Origin of the sequence: Sulfurospirillum sp. 1612, assembly GCF_036556685.1 — a bacterium.
In the GTDB taxonomy this organism is placed as follows: domain Bacteria; phylum Campylobacterota; class Campylobacteria; order Campylobacterales; family Sulfurospirillaceae; genus JAADIZ01.
In genome coordinates this window covers 176,299-192,295 of record NZ_CP140614.1, presented here as the reverse complement: position 1 = coordinate 192,295, position 15,997 = coordinate 176,299, and the positions used below count along the sequence as shown (strand labels likewise).

Here is a 15,997-nt window from a genome sequence, read left to right as displayed (position 1 = left end):
AAAAGACGGGTTTTTGAAGACTATTTTAGTCTTTTTAATAGATGTTCCTTTTCTACACATAAAACAAAATAAACGCGCTATTTATGTCTAAGTTGTGTTTTTTGACATCATATTCTTTTCTTATTATAATAATATGAAATTAAAATATAAGTAGGAGGGTACCGTGGCATTTAAGATTACAAAGATGATCGATCTGGATTCTATAGATTTTTTGGTCGATGTTGAAGCTCCTGAGATCGCAGAGCGATTTCATCCGGGACAGTTTGTGATGCTCATGACAAGAAAAGAGGGAGAACGTATTCCTATGTCTGTCATGAAAGCAGAAGATGGCAAACTGAGCATGTTCATACGAAAATTGGGCAAAACGTCTAAGGAATTGAGAGATGGCATAGAGGCTTTTGAAAATGTCATCGGTCCTTTGGGCCATGGTGTTGAAGAGAAGGTCTATGGCAATATTCTGGTACTCTCCGATGCGGTATGTGGACATGCTGAAAATTATGCAATCTGTGACGCACTAGGAAAAATAGAAGGCAATACAATCACCTCAGTGCAGACATTTCCAAGTAAAGCAGAGATTTATCCCGATGAATACCTAGCAAAAAATGTGGCCGATCGCCACTTCATCACAACCGAAGATGGTTCATTTGGTGATGCAGGCAGCTATGTCACGACACTCAAGAGATTACTCAAAAATGACGTGCCGATTGACTTTGTCTTTGGAGGAGGTAAATTGCCTACCATGAAAGCCGTCTCGACGATTCTTGCTATCAACAATATCGACAATCTTTTCACCACAAGACAGATGATGGTCGATGGCTCAGGCATGTGTGGAGCATGTCGTCTTTATATCGATGGAGAGATGAAACTAGCCTGTGTCGATGGCCCGATGTTTGATAGCAGAAAAGTGAATTGGACCCGTGCGATGAAACGCTATGGTATGTTCAAAAAAGAAGAAAAAATCGCCAATGAATATTATGAAGCTCATAAAGGAGGGTGCGGACAATGCCAAAAATAAAACCAAGAGTCCCGATGAAAGAACAACCGGCTTTACAACGTATCAAAAACTTTGATTCCGTGCCTTATGGTTACACAGAAGACCAAGCCGTAGAAGAAGCCGCTCGTTGTATCCAATGTAAAAAACCAGCATGTGAGAGTGCTTGTCCTGTCAATATTGGCATCAAAGAGATGAACCTTTTAATTTCGCAGAGAAAATTCAAAGAAGCTTATCTTTTGGTCAAAGAAGACAATGCCTTTCCGGCTTGTTCAGGAAGAGTCTGCCCTCAGGAAAAACAGTGCGAGGGTGATTGTATCTTGAAAAAATTCGACCAGCCCGTTTCTATTGGTAAACTTGAGGCGTTTATCGCAGATTGGGGAGCGGCACATCAAGTAGAAGTCCAAGAGTGTATTAGCGATAATGAAGACAAACACATAGCCATCGTTGGCTCAGGACCGGCAGGGCTTGCTTGTGCTGCTGAGTGTCGTAAATACGGGTATGCTGTCACCATTTATGAAACATTGCACAAAGCAGGGGGCGTACTACAATATGGTATCCCTGAGTTTCGATTGCCAAAAGATATTGTCGATGATGAAGTCGCCAAACTTGAAGCAAAAGGGGTCAAAATCGTTCTGAATAATACCGTAGGACAAAATATCTATTATTATGAATTGGTCTCACAAAATGATGCTGTCTTTTTAGCGATGGGAGCAGGAGCACCAAAATTCATGGGCATACAAGGGGAAAATCCACTCGATGGGGTTTACTCTTCTAATGAATTTTTGATTCGCGCCAATCTGATGAAAGCGTACAAATTCCCAGAATGGGACACCCCGATTGATGTAGGCAAAATCGTCGCTGTTTTAGGGGCAGGGAATGTCGCTATGGATGCGGCCAGAACCGCCATACGCCTAGGTGCAGAAGAAGTACATATCATCTACCGACGTACCAAAGAATATGCCCCTGCACGAGCTGAGGAGCTCCATCATGCGCTTGAAGAGGGCATCATCTTTCATGAATTAGTCAATCCTGTGCGATTCCATGGTAATGATGAGGGATTTATCGATTATATGGAACTTGCTCGTATGGAGTTGGTCGAACAAGCAGATGGTAGTCTGCGCCCTATGCCCATACCAGGAAGCAACTTTTATATGGGAGTAGATACCATCATCGAAGCGCTTGGAACGGTACCAAACAGACTCTTCTTAGATCGCGCTCCAGAAATCAAGCGCGACAAAAATGGCGTCATTATCGTTGATGAAAATTACATGACCAGTGTGGAGGGAACCTTCGCAGGAGGCGATGCTGCCAGTGGTGCTGCTACGGTTATCAAAGCCTTAGGAGAGGGCAAAAACGCCGCCAAAGCCATTCACACATATCTCAGTGGCGCAAGCTAAAATCACAGGGGAGGCGCTCCCCTTTTATCGTGCTATATTTCATTGGCCGTTTTGACGACATCGATTCCGTATTTGTCTCTAAGGGTTTGGATACTGTGGCTGAGTTTATTGTGTTTGGTATCTTTATCAAAATGAAGCAAATCGTAAGGTCTGTTTTTGTATTCCATGAAATTTGACACACTCAAGCCAATGTATTTAATCGCTTGAGTGTGATGTTTATCGATTTTGGAGAACATCTCTATCACGAGAGCTTTAAAAAACCGCTCATGAAACAGCCGCTCAACACTGATGCGGCACTCCTCTTTAAGCCCTACTTCATAGCGAATTTTCATATAATAAGTTGTCGGATTGAGTCCAAGATGAAGCGTCGTATAGGTGAGATTTCGCGCCAAGATTACGGCTCGACGCAGTACTTCATCACGTTTTTTAATCGGATCAAACGTGCGGCTGATTCCGATGGATTTGCGAGGATGTTGGGGATGGATTTGCTCCTCATCAATCCCCTGCACTCTTTTATAAAGCTGGATTCCAGGTTTTTTCCAAGAATAAAAAAGCGCTTTTGCCTCCTTGATATCTCCTAACGTTTCAATCCCTCGGGCATTGAGTCGTTTTTTGTATCCTTTTGAGATACCGGGAAATTGCTCGATTTTCATCTCACGAATAAAGGCGTCCCACTCCTCTGGTTTGATTTGGCACACTCCAAAAGGCTTGGCATGCGTTGTGGCTAATTTGGCAGCCCATTTGGACTGTGCAATACCAAAAGATATCGGCAACCCAAAACGCTTTAAAATCTCATCTTTTAAATGTTCACAATAAGACACCATATCCTCATCCTTAACCCAACCGCTCAAATCTCCAAAAAATTCATCAATACTGTATTGTTCCAATAGTGGAATCTTTGTAGCTAAAAATTGAGCCAATTGGTGTGATAATTCATGATATAAAAGATGATTGGGCGGCAACACGATGAGTTTTGGACAAAGTTGCAATGCCTCATTGATAGTCATTCCTGTTTTAATTTTATAGGCGCGTGCTTCATACGAAGCGGTGGTGATAATGCCTCGGATTTTTGTTTTATGATCTGTTTTTTCAAAAAAATACTCTTCTGTTTTGGCGCGCCATTGTTGCTTATTAGAATAAAAAACATTGGGGACAAAAGCACCGCTATTTTGATTGTAAAGTTTACGCTGCGTGTAGCCCTTTTCAAAGATGCGCACATCACTGCGTCCACCCACCGCGATGGGTTTGCCCATAAGCATAGGGTTTTTCGTCCGCTCACATGATGCAAAAAAACAGTCCAAATCCATATGTATCTTCATCAATTTCCTTTAAATACTCGCGTTATTATCCCTATTTTTGATATAATAAGCAAATAAATTGATAAAGATATCAATCATCAGGAGATCATGATGGATTTCAAAAAAATCACAGAAAAAATCAGAATGTATTTGCAACAAAAACGCAATACAAAGATATATGACTCAGATATCGCCCAAGCGCTGGGTATTTCCAAAGAACATTACAGTCGCTCCAAAAAGAACAATAATGTCCCCCTTAAATCGATTATCGAGTTTTGTGCTAAAGAGAACATTGTGATTAACTATATCTTATTTGACCAATCCCCAGACTCACTCATGCAAACAACTAACAAACTCATAACAATCAAGTACTTTAAACACGTCAATACCTCAGCAGGAGGCGGTGCACTCAATGATCAAGAAGATTTTGAATACCTAACACTCGATGAAACACTTACGGCCACGTTGGCTAACAAAAGTAACCTCAAACACATCGAAGCCCTCAATGCCATTGGTGATTCGATGGAACCTCTCATCAACGATCATGCGATTCTTTTTATTGATAGGAACAACACCACCGTGCACAAAGATAAAAAAGAGATTTACGTCCTTCACACACCCGGAGGTCTTTTAGTCAAACGTCTGGATATCACCGTATCTGGCAAACTCAAACTCATTTCTGAAAATCCTGCTTATGAGGCAGAAATGATTGATTTTGAAGCGGTGAGGATTATTGGAAAAGTAGTCGGACTTGTGCAAAATTTCAAAAAATAAAATTATCATGATGATGCTTGACATTATTACTAATTAGTAATATAATGATTTTCAGGAGTTGGTAGATGAAGATAAAAAGCACAAAAAGCTACGGTACACGAGCAGACAAATTGATGAAAACGTGGATACAGCTTTTCAGGTCATACCATAAGATTAGAGCAAAAGAGACCGGCTATATTCACACTTTTGACTTAACCATGAATCAATTTCAAGTCTTAGAAGTTCTCTATCACCGTGGTGATCTCACCATCGGTTCTATTACAAAACTCACGATGAGCACCCCTGGGAATACTACTGTTGTGGTACGAAATCTCAAACGAGATGGATACATCACAACACATACCAATGAAAAAGATCAACGCGCTTCAATACTCTCTATCGCCCCTAAAGGAAAAGATGTTATCGAGCGGTTGTTTCCCCAGCATGTCAAAAATTTTGAATCTTATTTTGAAGCGTTTGATGATGATGATGTGGAGACTTTGTTTACCCTACTGAGAAAACTACAAAAAGCACAGTAATTTTCAGTAGCACTACACACTAAATACTTTAATAAAGGATTGATTTATGGGACCTATTAGCATGAAGTTAGAAGCAGAAAAAAAATATCTATTTTGCACCTGTGGTAAAAGTAAAGACACCGTATTATGCGATGGTGCGCACCGAGATACACGTTTTAAGCCACTACATTTTAGTGTCAAAGAGAGCAAAAATTATCATCTTTGTACGTGTAAAAAAAGCAACAATCTACCCTTTTGTGATGGAACTCACGCATCGGTGTAATACTCAAAGAAAAGTGTAGAAATTTCAACTTCTGCACTTTTTATCAATCTTAAACCATAAAATAAATCATTAAATTTTTAATATCTTTATTTTTTTAGGGTAAAATTACAGTTCCAAAAGGTGGTTTTACAATGAAATTAGGATTTAAAAACAAAATTTATGTATCAGTCGGTGTGATATTGGTCTTGAGTTTACTCTCAAGCAATATCTTAAGTTATCAAGCATCAAAGAGTTTAATGGAACAAAAGGTCGGCACCATTTTAAAGGACCTCGCCACCTCAAATGCCTCAGCAATCGGTGATGCGATTTCATTCAAGCATCAGGTACTTCTTAATATATCCAAAAGTTTAACCAATCCAGAAAATCGCTCAGACAGTTATCTATTAAAAAGATTTAGAAGTTTTCAAAAGGTGATGCAAGCTAGCGATGTTTATATGGGATTCCAAGAAGATGGAAGATTTGTCAGCTCTTCTTTAAATCCACTCAAAAATAATGAGGACCCAAGAAAACAAGCGTGGTATCAAAAAGCAACAACATCACATCATGATGAAATATCTGATGTCTATATCAACGACACAACGGGTAAAAAATCTTATGCTTTTTTAGTAAAAATGGGAAGTGATAGTTCAAAATTTGTCGGAGTATTGGCTGCTGTCAATAATTTTTCAGACATAGAAAATATCGTAAAAAATATCAAAGTCAAAGGCGGATACGCTTTTATGCTCAACAATCACGGCACCCTTTTAGCGTATCCAAAACAATTTCATTCACCCCAACAACACGCTATGCTTAAAAAATCTCTATCCCAAATCAAACAAAACATCTTGAAATCTAAACAGGGCTTATTAGAATATCACGATCATGATAGCAGTAAAATCATCGCCTTTGATACCATCAAGGGAACCGGCTGGAAACTCGTCATCTCAACAACAACAAAAGAAGCGTATCAAGAAATCGGCAATCAATTCATCAAAAATATTATCATGACACTATGTTTTACCCTCATCGGCTTGATTTTGATGCTCTTAATCCTCAAAAAACTTTTTGTTCCTATCACAAAATTAAAAGATATGGTGATGGAGCTTGCCACTAAAGATGCTGATTTGACATCGCGCATTGTCACAACAGGAGAAGATGTCATCTCCGAGACCGGAACAGGCATCAATCTCTTTGTAGAAAAAATGCAACACTTGCTACAAGAGAGCAAAAAAAGCAGTCAAGAAAATCTCATCATTGCAGAAAAACTAAGCACTACCTCTTTGGATGTAGGAAAACGCGTGAAAGAGGAGAGTATCTCCATCGGACATATCAGTGAAAATGGCAATACAATCCATACAAACCTCACCAATTCACTCGATGATGCTAAAAAAGCAAGCGAATATTTAGAGACCTCCAACAAAGTACTCTTAGAGATTAAAGGGGGAATACAAGATTTATACGAAAAACTCAATACCACCTCTATCAAAGATGTAGAATTAGCACAGAAACTTCAGCAAACAAGTCAAAACACTCAAGAGATCAAAGCCGTGCTCAATGTGATTAATGATATCGCAGACCAAACCAACCTACTTGCATTAAATGCCGCCATAGAAGCCGCACGCGCAGGCGAACACGGAAGAGGATTTGCAGTCGTTGCCGATGAAGTACGCAAGCTTGCCGAAAAAACGCAAAGATCCTTGGTTGAAATCAATTCAACGATTAATGTCGTAGTACAATCTGTTCAAGAAGCCAGTGAAGAGATGAACCGCTCCTCTGAGGAGATTTTAAAAATCTCTAAAAGTGGTGAAGATTTGAATAAAAATGTCGAAACGACCGTGACCAGTATGCACAAAACTACAAAAATCACCCAAAATACCATCAATGAATATATCAATACCGCGAGTAAAATAGAAGAAATTGTCAAAGATTTAGCTTACATCAACAACCTCTCAAACACTAACTCTAAGAGTGTTGAAGAGTTAGCCAAGGCAAGTGAACATCTCAACACACTCACAAAAAAATTAAATAATGAACTCACAAAGTACAAAACCTAATCGCAAAATCCTCTAAGATACTGATATTTCATAAAAGAAGGGGTCTATTTCTTTGTGATTAATATTTAAACAAGATTAGTTGATATACAATATCAACAAGCGGTATAATCAATAACAAAGATAAAATCTTAGGGGGTGTCATTTGTTAGAAAAAGAAACCAAGCTTCATAAAAAATTTTGGAATATTTTTGCAAAGCAAGATAGAAACAAAATCGAACAGTTCCAACAATACATGGATAAATTTGCCATCAACTTCAACCTCTACAAAGATGGAAATTTTATAGAACGCTCCCTCCCTTTTGATGTCGTCCCTCGTATTATTTCAAAAAGTGAGTTTGCAACCATAGAAAAAGGCTTGCAACAGCGTGTTATGGCACTTAATCTTTTTTTGGAAGATTTATACCAAGAGGCAAAAATTGTCAAAGAAGGGGTGATTCCTGAGGCATTTGTGCACCAAGCCAAAGGATATCTCAAAGACTTTCGCGGCTTTTCCCCCTCCAAAAAGATTCGCACCCATATCAACGGTATTGATTTAGTCAAAGATACAAAAAATGATGCATGGGTTATTCTTGAGGATAACCTAAGAGTCCCAAGCGGTTCAAGCTATCCACTCTCAATTCGCAATACTTACAGAAAAATTTATCCCGATTTCTTTGAACAATTAAAAATCGAACCGATTAAACAATACCCAAGCTACATCACAGAATCGATGGATTATGTAAATTGCGGAGGCATCAATGTCGTCTTAACGCCAGGAAGATATAATTCAGCCTATTATGAGCACAGTTATTTGGCCAAAAAGATGAATGCTCAACTAGCAAGATCACATGAGCTTGTTGTCAAAAACAAAAAACTCTATTTTAAAAATTACAATGGCAAACTGATTCGCGTCGGATCGGTCTATCGTAGGCTAGATGATGATTTTCTCGACCCTTTATGCTTTAATCCTGAGAGCTTGATTGGTGTGCCGGGGATTATCGATGTCTATTTAGCCGGTAATGTGGCGATTTTAAATGCCATAGGAAATGGCGTGGCTGATGACAAAGGAATCTATTATTTTGTCCCTAAGATGATTGAGTACTATTTGGGAGAAACCCCCATTTTGAAAAATGCGCCGACATATTTGCCTTATTTTGAAAAAGATTGCCAATATATTTTTGACAATATTGCCAAATTGGTTATCAAAGATGTTGCTGAGGCGGGAGGATATGGTGTCTTATTTGGACACAACATGACCCAAGTGCAATTGGACGATCTCAAGAAGATTATCGAATTGCATCCGAGGAGATTCATCGCCCAAGAATTAATAGAATTCTATGATGAACAATGCTATCTTGATCAAAAACTCAGTGCGAGAAAAGCAGATTTTAGGGCTTATGTTGTCATGGGCGAAGATATCAAAGTTTGGCAATGCGGACTCACGCGATATGCACTAGAAGAAGGCAATTACCTTGTCAATTCATCACAAGGTGGCGGCTTTAAAGATACTTGGGTAATGGAGTTATAATATGGATCAATTACTAACAGCAAATGTAGCCTCAAATCTTTATTGGCTCGGAAGACATTTAGACCGCACCGAAGCCACGCTTTATAATGTTATTAAAACGTATGATTTGATTATTGATGTGGACAAAGATGCCGGTGCCAAATTGTATGAAAAATTTGGAATCAATTTAAAATATAAAAATGCGATGGGATTTTTGCATAACGCCATTTTGGGAAATCACAATAACAACCTAAGAACCATTACGGCCAATGCCAGAGAAAATGCCATCATTGCGAGAAATTATATTAATACTGAAATGTTTGGAGAAGTGATTGCCCTCAATGCACTCTTTCGAGATGCCACCACCAATGCCCTCACCATTGATTATCAGTTTATTGACCATGCACAATCCCTCATCAATGAAATATTGGGTGAGCTCTCCAAAAGAAAGGCCAAACAAGGGAGCGACTTTTTTATACGGTTGGGAAAATTAGTCGAAGAAATCGATTTTTGCTTTCGTTTAGACAAAGATGAAGCTCTGACCAACAACATCATCAATGAAGCCTATATGGTGATGCATACCCTTGCACCTGATTTGCCTCAAAACATGATATTATTCCAAAAAAAACGCAAAAATCAACAAGAAATCTTTGATGATATTTACAAAAAAATTGCAACCATCATAGTGGAGTAGTATGCAAATAAAAGAAATTTTTTCTTCCAGACTACCAGTCGGGGAGATGCTCAGTATCAAAAAGGGGCGCTTTAGTCCCTCTAAAACAGTAACCAATCCCAAGCGTATTAGTATCGTTAGTGGTATTCACGGTGATGAATTAGAAGGACAATATGTCATTTTTCTCTTAGCCCAATGGCTACGTCAACATCAAGACGCGATTCATGGAATCATTGACTTATACCCCGCCATCAATGCGCTAGGAATTGATTCGATTACCAGAGGATTTCCTATCTATGAAGTCGATTTGAATCGAACATTTCCCGGTGGCAGTCAAGAGTTTTTACCCGGACAATTGGTCCATGCCTTAAGCGAAGATATCCAAGGCAGCGATATTGCTGTTGATATTCACTCTTCTAATATTTTTCTAAGAGAAATACCACAAATTAGAATCAGCAAAGAGTTCTCAAAACCAACCCTTCCCCTTGCAAAAAAACTCAACTGTGATTTTATATGGATCAGTGATGCTATCACCGTCTTGGAGACAACATTGGCGCACACGATGAATGCGCTTGGCACCAAGACACTGGTTGTTGAAATGGGCGTAGGAATGCGACTCACTAAAAATTACGGTCACCAACTCTTGCAGGGAATTTTAAATCTTATGAAATCAGAAGGCATCATAGACACAGAAGAAGTCTTTGATATTCGTGAGGCTTTCTCCTCTGAGGTAGGAGAAGTATTTTATATCAATTCTCCTAAAAGTGGTCTTTTTGTCCCCGAACTCGACCACTGTGATATTATCAAAAAAGATGACAAAATCGGCGCAATCGTGAATCCGATTGATGGGCATACACTTGAGAGTATTTATGCACCAAGTGATGGTATTTTGTTTACGCTAAGAGAATACCCCGTCGTGTATGAGGGCTCTTTGTTGGCAAGGATTTTTGGGGGTTATCATGAAAAAGATTGAAATCGTTCACATCGACTCACTCAGTCGTGCGCCCTTGCATATTGAGGGGTATTTATTTAAAGGTTCCCAACCCTCTGCTCCTAGTGTTGCCATCATCGGAGCCATGGAGGGCAATACCATTATCCCCCTTTATACTGCATCCAAACTTGTTGATTTTATGAAAAATCATATGGCCCATTCACAGAAGATTTTAGGTGATATCCTCATCATCCCATCACTCAACCATTATGCCCTCAATCTCAATGAGCGCTATTGGCCTCTTGATCACACAGACATTAACATGATGTTTCCCGGATACGAACAGGGGGAGACTACACAACGCATCGCCAAAAAAGTCTTTGATGTTTTACAAGATTATACCCATGGCATTATTCTTGAAACACGTAAAGATCTCGCGACTTGTATTCCTTATGTCAAACTTTTTAAATCCGGTTATGAAGATAGAGGGGCCTCTAAGAAATTTGGGTTTCGATTGATTTATCACAAAGAATTAGAGCCTACCGACATCGTCTCGTTGCAGTACAATTGGCAGCTTTGGGGAACCAAAGCCTATTCTATTGTCTGCCCTAATGAAACTAAAATCGACTGTCTCAAAGCCGATAGTGTCTTTGAGGGCATTATCAGTTTTCTGAGCAAAAATAAAATTATTGATTACAAAATTTTATCAGGCTATCAATCAACTGTTGCCAAAAAATCTGATATTGAAGTCATTAAAACACCCAAAAGTGGTATCTTTGTACCCATCAAAAACGTTGGCTCTTTTGCCTCTAAAGATGAGATGATTGGAACCGTGATCGATGCACTAGAAGGCAATATCATCCATCACATTGTCTCTCCTACCGATGGACTCATCGCCTGTCAATACAAAAATGCTCTCATCTTTGAAAATGCCGTAGCGTATCGCATTGTAAAGAGTGGATAATTGATTGATGCCTTCTTTTTGTAAAATATATTTATTCTCGGAGTTATCTTGAAAAAAACAACATGGATTCGGTTTTGTACCTCAAAAGAAGCACTGCTATACACCATATCTATCGCTTCGATTATCTCATTTTCTGCGTGGACCTCTCTTTTGAACAACTTCGTCATCGAAGTGGCCTCTTTCAATGGAAAACAGATAGGAATCCTGCAAAGTTTGCGTGAGATTCCCGGACTTTTAGCTTTTAGTGTTGTCTTGGTGCTTCTTTTTATTCACCAACAAAAGCTCGTTTATCTCTCTATGATATTACTCGGTGCTGGCACAGCATTGACCGGATATTTTCCAAAGCCCATAGGATTATATACGACAACGGTTGTGATGTCTTTAGGGTTTCACTATTTAGAGACGCTAAATCAATCTTTGAGCCTGCAATGGCTAGAGAAAAAAACCGCACCGATTATCTTAGGGAAGATTAATGCCGTTAGATCTTTTGTCGGGCTTTTTGTCTTTGTTGCAATCTATACTTTGATGAAATATCTCCATTTGGATTATTCGCAAGTGTATTTGATTTTTGGGTCCACGACGATGCTCATTGGTCTGCTCTCTTGGGTATTTTTTGCGCATTTCAAAGAGACCGTCATTCAAGAGAAAAAGCTCAAACTAAAAAAAGAGTATTGGCTTTTTTATGTATTGACCTTTTTAGCGGGAGCGAGAAGACAAATTTTCGTGGTTTTTGCAGGATTTTTACTCGTGCAAAAATTCGGCGTTGATATCGATAATATGGTCATGATGCTCTTTGTAAATTCCGCGCTCACCATATATCTCGCCCCAAAAATTGGCAAGTTAATCGCACATTTTGGTGAACGCTTAGCACTGAGATTGGAATACATTGGCTTGATTGTGATTTTTGTCTCTTATGCTTGGGTTCATGACCTGCATATCGCCTATGGATTGTATATCTTTGACAATTTGCTCTTCTCGATGGCCATCGCTTTGAAGACTTATTTTCAAAAAATCGCAGATCCCAAAGATATTGCCACAGCATCAGCTGTTAGTTTTACCATCAATCACATCGCGGCCGTTTTTCTACCGGCACTTTTAGGACTTTTGTGGTTACACTCTTATTCATTGGTATTCTTGATTGGCGCGGGTATTGGGGTACTCTCTTTGCTTTTGTCATTTTTTATTCCTGAAAATCCAACTAAAGGGTTTGAAACCGTTTTACAAAAAATCACAATAGATAATACCCAAACATCATGATTGAGATTGGTGCTGACTCATCACGATATGAGGCTCTTCACCGGGGTCATCATGATGCGCTTTTTGGCGTACATCTACGACCACCGACAATCTACTGCTCCCACTACTAAAGACGATGCCTTTCAAAGGAGCTATATCATGATAATCTCGTCCTTCCCCTAAAATGATATGTTGATCTTTAGGAATGCAATTGTTAGTCGGGTCAAAATCTGCCCAACCGGCACCGGGGATGTAGACGCTAAACCAAGCATGAGAGGCATCTACTCCAAAGAGTTTTGTTTGTCCCTCCGGTGGTATGGTTTCGATATAGCCGCTGATATATTTTGCCGGCAACCCAATAGAGCGTAGTGCGGCGATTGCAAGTTGTGCAAAATCCTGACAGACCCCTTTTTTGGCTTTAAAAATCTTCTCCACCGGAGTCATCACATCACTAAAACCCGAAACAAATTCAAAGTCATTGAAAATACGTCCCATAAACGCTTCGGTGGCTTCAAAGAGGTCTTTTCTGTTCTGAAAAGATTCTCGGGCATAATTTTTGATATCTTTAGCACTATTTGAAATCAATGCGGATTCAAAAAGGAATCTTTTCGCATCGATATCTTCATGATGAAAGGCAGAAAGTCTCTTGATAGCCGCATCATAGGTGATACTATTCTCTCTCAAATGAGCGATATTGTCTTCAATTTGTTTCTCAAAAACCTCAACCGTCGAAATCCCCGTCACACTCAAAGAATGGTGTGGTTCTCGTACCAAAATATGGGTATTGGTATTGCCAAAAATATCGATAAATTCTCTAGATTCATAAACCGCAGGATTGACTTCAAAAGCATAAGAATGGCGTTTTTGAAATGGCGTATCTTTGGGTTTTAATCGTGCAATATTGTGGCTAAAACTCACCATCCCTTGGTAATCAAAAGTTGTTTTGTGATAAATGTTATAAATCATTATTGCTCATCATAATGTGAAAAATAGGTATTTGAAAAGGCATCTGAACACTGTATATAAAATTCTGAGAGTTGATGCAATGCGTGATCTAGATGGGTATAAATACCATCATTGCCATGGAGTGCTATCAAAGTTTGCACATCGAGATTTTGAAGCAATTCTTGTGCTTGGAGCATGGATTTTTCATATTCCATCGTCGCAGTTTTTGCCTTGGGCAAGAGGGTAAAATCTTGCAACAAATCTGTAGTGATAAACGTCAAAGATTTTGGAAATTGCGGGCTTAAAATCAGAAAATCAACCACATGTTCGAGTGTCAATGAACTGCGATAAATCGCACGATAAGCATTAAAACTCTCCACCGAATGCAACATGCCTTCCAAAACATCATGAGAGACAATCCGATCAAATTTCTGACACAACAAAGAGCGAGCCTTGGAGATCAGTAGCATGGCCGCTTCAATCTTGTAGCCAATATCATAGAGAATCAACCCTTGTTCTTTAAAAATACTCTCTCTCACAAACTCTTTGTACGCGACTAAGTAGATAAAAAATTTATCCAACTCATGCGCAATAATCAAGGTAGAATCCCCTTTTCTATTGATAAATTCATACCACTCTTTTGCCATCTTATCAAACAATTTAGACGACTCAAACGCCAATAAATCTTTTAAATTCAAATTGGTATTAGCAAGCATCGAAAAGGTAAAGGCCAAAGACCCAGTACGGGTTGCCTCTTTGATTACCGAGACGATTTCCCCCATAGGAAAACGCTGTAAATTGTATTTATTTTGTTCATCCAAAAACCCAGGATAGGTCATCGTCATATGCGTCAGTGCATTTTGTAAAACCCATTGAGACTCTTTTGGCGTGCTCACTTCATCCCGGTAAAAATTGATAATTTTTTTAATAAGATGATTAATCAATCGTGTCGTGGCGATAGAACGGGAGAGATAGCGCCCCAACCAAAATAAATTTTCTGCCTTAGGGGTTGAAATATTATCAATCGAAGTTTCCACATAGCGAGAATACGGTAAAAGATTGGGAATTTTGATGTCATCACTCGCATCGCCTAAAATCCACAAATCTTTACTCGTTCCTCCTTGTTGAGAGGAGACCATCAGAGGATCTTGACTGGCAGAAACTCGAACCAATCCCCCATCCATAACGCTGTAATCTTCCTCTTCTTTGAGGCAAAATGCCCGCACGACTGCTTTTCTAGATTCAATCTTTTCGGGAGTGAGATAAGGCACACAAGAGAAACTAATCTCCTCTTGTGCGACATATTTATGTGGATTTTCTATCAATAAATCAGACAAATGCGCGCGTTCTTCAGATGAGAGTTTTCTTCCAAAATAGATCTTTATTGCATCGGTTTTATCAATCTTTTTGATTATCAAATGATCCAAATTTTTCAGAACAAAATCCAGCTCTTTTTTCTGACCACACCACCAAGTAGCAATCTGAGGCAAGATAAGCTTTTCCCCCAAGAAATATTCACAAATTTTTTCCATAAAGGGGTTGAGTCCCACATTTTCCAAAATGGCACTACCGATAGGATTAATCATATTCACACTATTTTGACGCATGGCTTCAGTTAAACCCGCCACGCCGAGTTTAGAATCATTTTTCAATTCTAAAGGATCACAATAGCGATCATCCATCCGTCGCAAAATGGTATTAATCTTCTTAAGTCCACTTAGACTCTTCAGCCAAACTGAACCATTTTTACATAATAAATCATTGCCTTGTACTAGATTAATCTCCAAAACTGAGCTTAGATAGGAGTGTTCAAAATAGGTTTCATTATGAGGACCTGAAGTCAAAAGCGCTGCGGTTGAGATATCACCACCACTCAATTGATGCAGTAAATTTTTATATGATTCAATAAAAGGATAGAGCTTTTTAGTAAAAATATCAGGATAGAGATCTTTACTAATCGTATTCATCGTGGATCGGTTCTCAATCGCATATCCCAGACCCGATGGTGCTTGGGTTTTATCACTTATAACCCACATTTTCCCATCCGGTCCTCGCGCCATATCGACAGCATAAAAATAGAGAAGAAAGTCCTCTTTAAACCCAAAATCAAAAACTTCACTAGCATAGCCTTGATGCGTGAAAATCACCTCAGCAGGAATGATATTTTCTTTAATCAATCGCTGTTGGGCATACAAATCTTTAAAGATAAGATTGAAAAGTTTCGCTCTTTGCTTGAGCCCTATTTTAATCTCTTCCCACTCCTGATTTGCTATCACAAAAGGAATCGGATCCATATTCCAAGTGCGTTTATTGGCAATATCTGTGCTATTGTGAATATTAAAGGTCACGCCGTTGTCTTCAAGGTACCAATTAATATCATTTTGTTTCTCTTTTAACACATCCATACCGGCACGCTCAATATCTTCAGATATGGCGCGCCAATGTTCATTGATATTATGTTCGTGATCATACATCTCATTCATCGA

The 15,997-nt window shown here is 39.0% G+C and carries 14 protein-coding genes; 11 read left to right on the top strand and 3 right to left on the bottom strand.

Annotated features, from left to right (window positions below):
- The first annotated feature begins 163 nt into the window (after positions 1-163).
- Both SFB89_RS00965 and gltA read left to right on the top strand, forming a co-directional pair.
- Positions 164-1,015 carry a sulfide/dihydroorotate dehydrogenase-like FAD/NAD-binding protein gene (locus SFB89_RS00965; protein ID WP_331775086.1) on the top strand — a complete coding sequence of 284 codons (852 nt, stop codon included), beginning with the start codon at positions 164-166 and terminating at the stop codon, positions 1,013-1,015.
- Positions 1,003-2,391 (top strand): NADPH-dependent glutamate synthase, encoded by a 1,389-nt coding sequence (gltA, locus tag SFB89_RS00960; protein ID WP_331775085.1) that lies wholly within the window; start codon positions 1,003-1,005, stop codon positions 2,389-2,391. Before SFB89_RS00965 ends, gltA begins: the two co-directional genes overlap by 13 nt.
- Positions 2,392-2,423: 32 nt before the next feature.
- Here the strand turns inward: gltA and SFB89_RS00955 are convergent, their stop codons facing one another.
- Complete coding sequence (locus SFB89_RS00955; protein ID WP_331775084.1) at positions 2,424-3,710, bottom strand: DNA polymerase Y family protein; 1,287 nt, start codon at positions 3,708-3,710, stop codon at positions 2,424-2,426.
- A gap of 90 nt (positions 3,711-3,800) precedes the next feature.
- Between SFB89_RS00955 and SFB89_RS00950 the strand changes: the two genes are divergently transcribed.
- The 9 genes from SFB89_RS00950 (at position 3,801) to SFB89_RS00910 (ending at position 12,587) form a co-directional block, all read left to right on the top strand.
- Complete coding sequence (locus tag SFB89_RS00950) at positions 3,801-4,463, top strand: S24 family peptidase (RefSeq protein ID WP_331775083.1); 663 nt, start codon at positions 3,801-3,803, stop codon at positions 4,461-4,463.
- A gap of 65 nt (positions 4,464-4,528) precedes the next feature.
- Positions 4,529-4,981: a MarR family winged helix-turn-helix transcriptional regulator gene (locus tag SFB89_RS00945; RefSeq protein WP_331775082.1), complete on the top strand. Its 453-nt coding sequence runs from the start codon at positions 4,529-4,531 to the stop codon at positions 4,979-4,981.
- A gap of 46 nt (positions 4,982-5,027) precedes the next feature.
- Positions 5,028-5,243, top strand: a complete 216-nt coding sequence (locus tag SFB89_RS00940) for a CDGSH iron-sulfur domain-containing protein (protein WP_331775081.1) — start codon at positions 5,028-5,030, stop codon at positions 5,241-5,243.
- 131 nt (positions 5,244-5,374) lie between these two features.
- Complete coding sequence (locus SFB89_RS00935; RefSeq protein ID WP_331775080.1) at positions 5,375-7,276, top strand: methyl-accepting chemotaxis protein; 1,902 nt, start codon at positions 5,375-5,377, stop codon at positions 7,274-7,276.
- Positions 7,277-7,418: 142 nt separating this feature from the next.
- Positions 7,419-8,783, top strand: coding sequence for a circularly permuted type 2 ATP-grasp protein (locus SFB89_RS00930; protein ID WP_331775079.1), 1,365 nt, complete (start codon positions 7,419-7,421; stop codon positions 8,781-8,783).
- Between the two features lies 1 nt (position 8,784).
- On the top strand, positions 8,785-9,456 hold the full coding sequence (locus tag SFB89_RS00925) for an alpha-E domain-containing protein (protein ID WP_331775078.1): 672 nt from the start codon (positions 8,785-8,787) through the stop codon (positions 9,454-9,456).
- Between the two features lies 1 nt (position 9,457).
- Positions 9,458-10,408, top strand: coding sequence for a M14 family metallopeptidase (locus SFB89_RS00920; RefSeq protein WP_331775077.1), 951 nt, complete (start codon positions 9,458-9,460; stop codon positions 10,406-10,408).
- Positions 10,395-11,330, top strand: coding sequence for a M14 family metallopeptidase (locus SFB89_RS00915; RefSeq protein ID WP_331775076.1), 936 nt, complete (start codon positions 10,395-10,397; stop codon positions 11,328-11,330). The genes SFB89_RS00920 and SFB89_RS00915 overlap by 14 nt, the downstream gene beginning before the upstream one ends.
- Before the next feature lie 48 nt (positions 11,331-11,378).
- Positions 11,379-12,587: an MFS transporter gene (locus SFB89_RS00910; protein WP_331775075.1), complete on the top strand. Its 1,209-nt coding sequence runs from the start codon at positions 11,379-11,381 to the stop codon at positions 12,585-12,587.
- Here SFB89_RS00910 and SFB89_RS00905 read toward each other — a convergent pair.
- Both SFB89_RS00905 and SFB89_RS00900 read right to left on the bottom strand, forming a co-directional pair.
- Positions 12,582-13,532 carry a transglutaminase family protein gene (locus tag SFB89_RS00905; RefSeq protein WP_331775074.1) on the bottom strand — a complete coding sequence of 317 codons (951 nt, stop codon included), beginning with the start codon at positions 13,530-13,532 and terminating at the stop codon, positions 12,582-12,584. The two genes, SFB89_RS00910 and SFB89_RS00905, sit on opposite strands and share 6 nt — an antisense overlap.
- A complete protein-coding gene (locus SFB89_RS00900; protein WP_331775073.1) occupies positions 13,532-15,994 on the bottom strand; it encodes a circularly permuted type 2 ATP-grasp protein in 2,463 nt (820 codons plus the stop codon). The genes SFB89_RS00905 and SFB89_RS00900 overlap by 1 nt, the downstream gene beginning before the upstream one ends.
- Positions 15,995-15,997 lie beyond the last annotated feature (3 nt).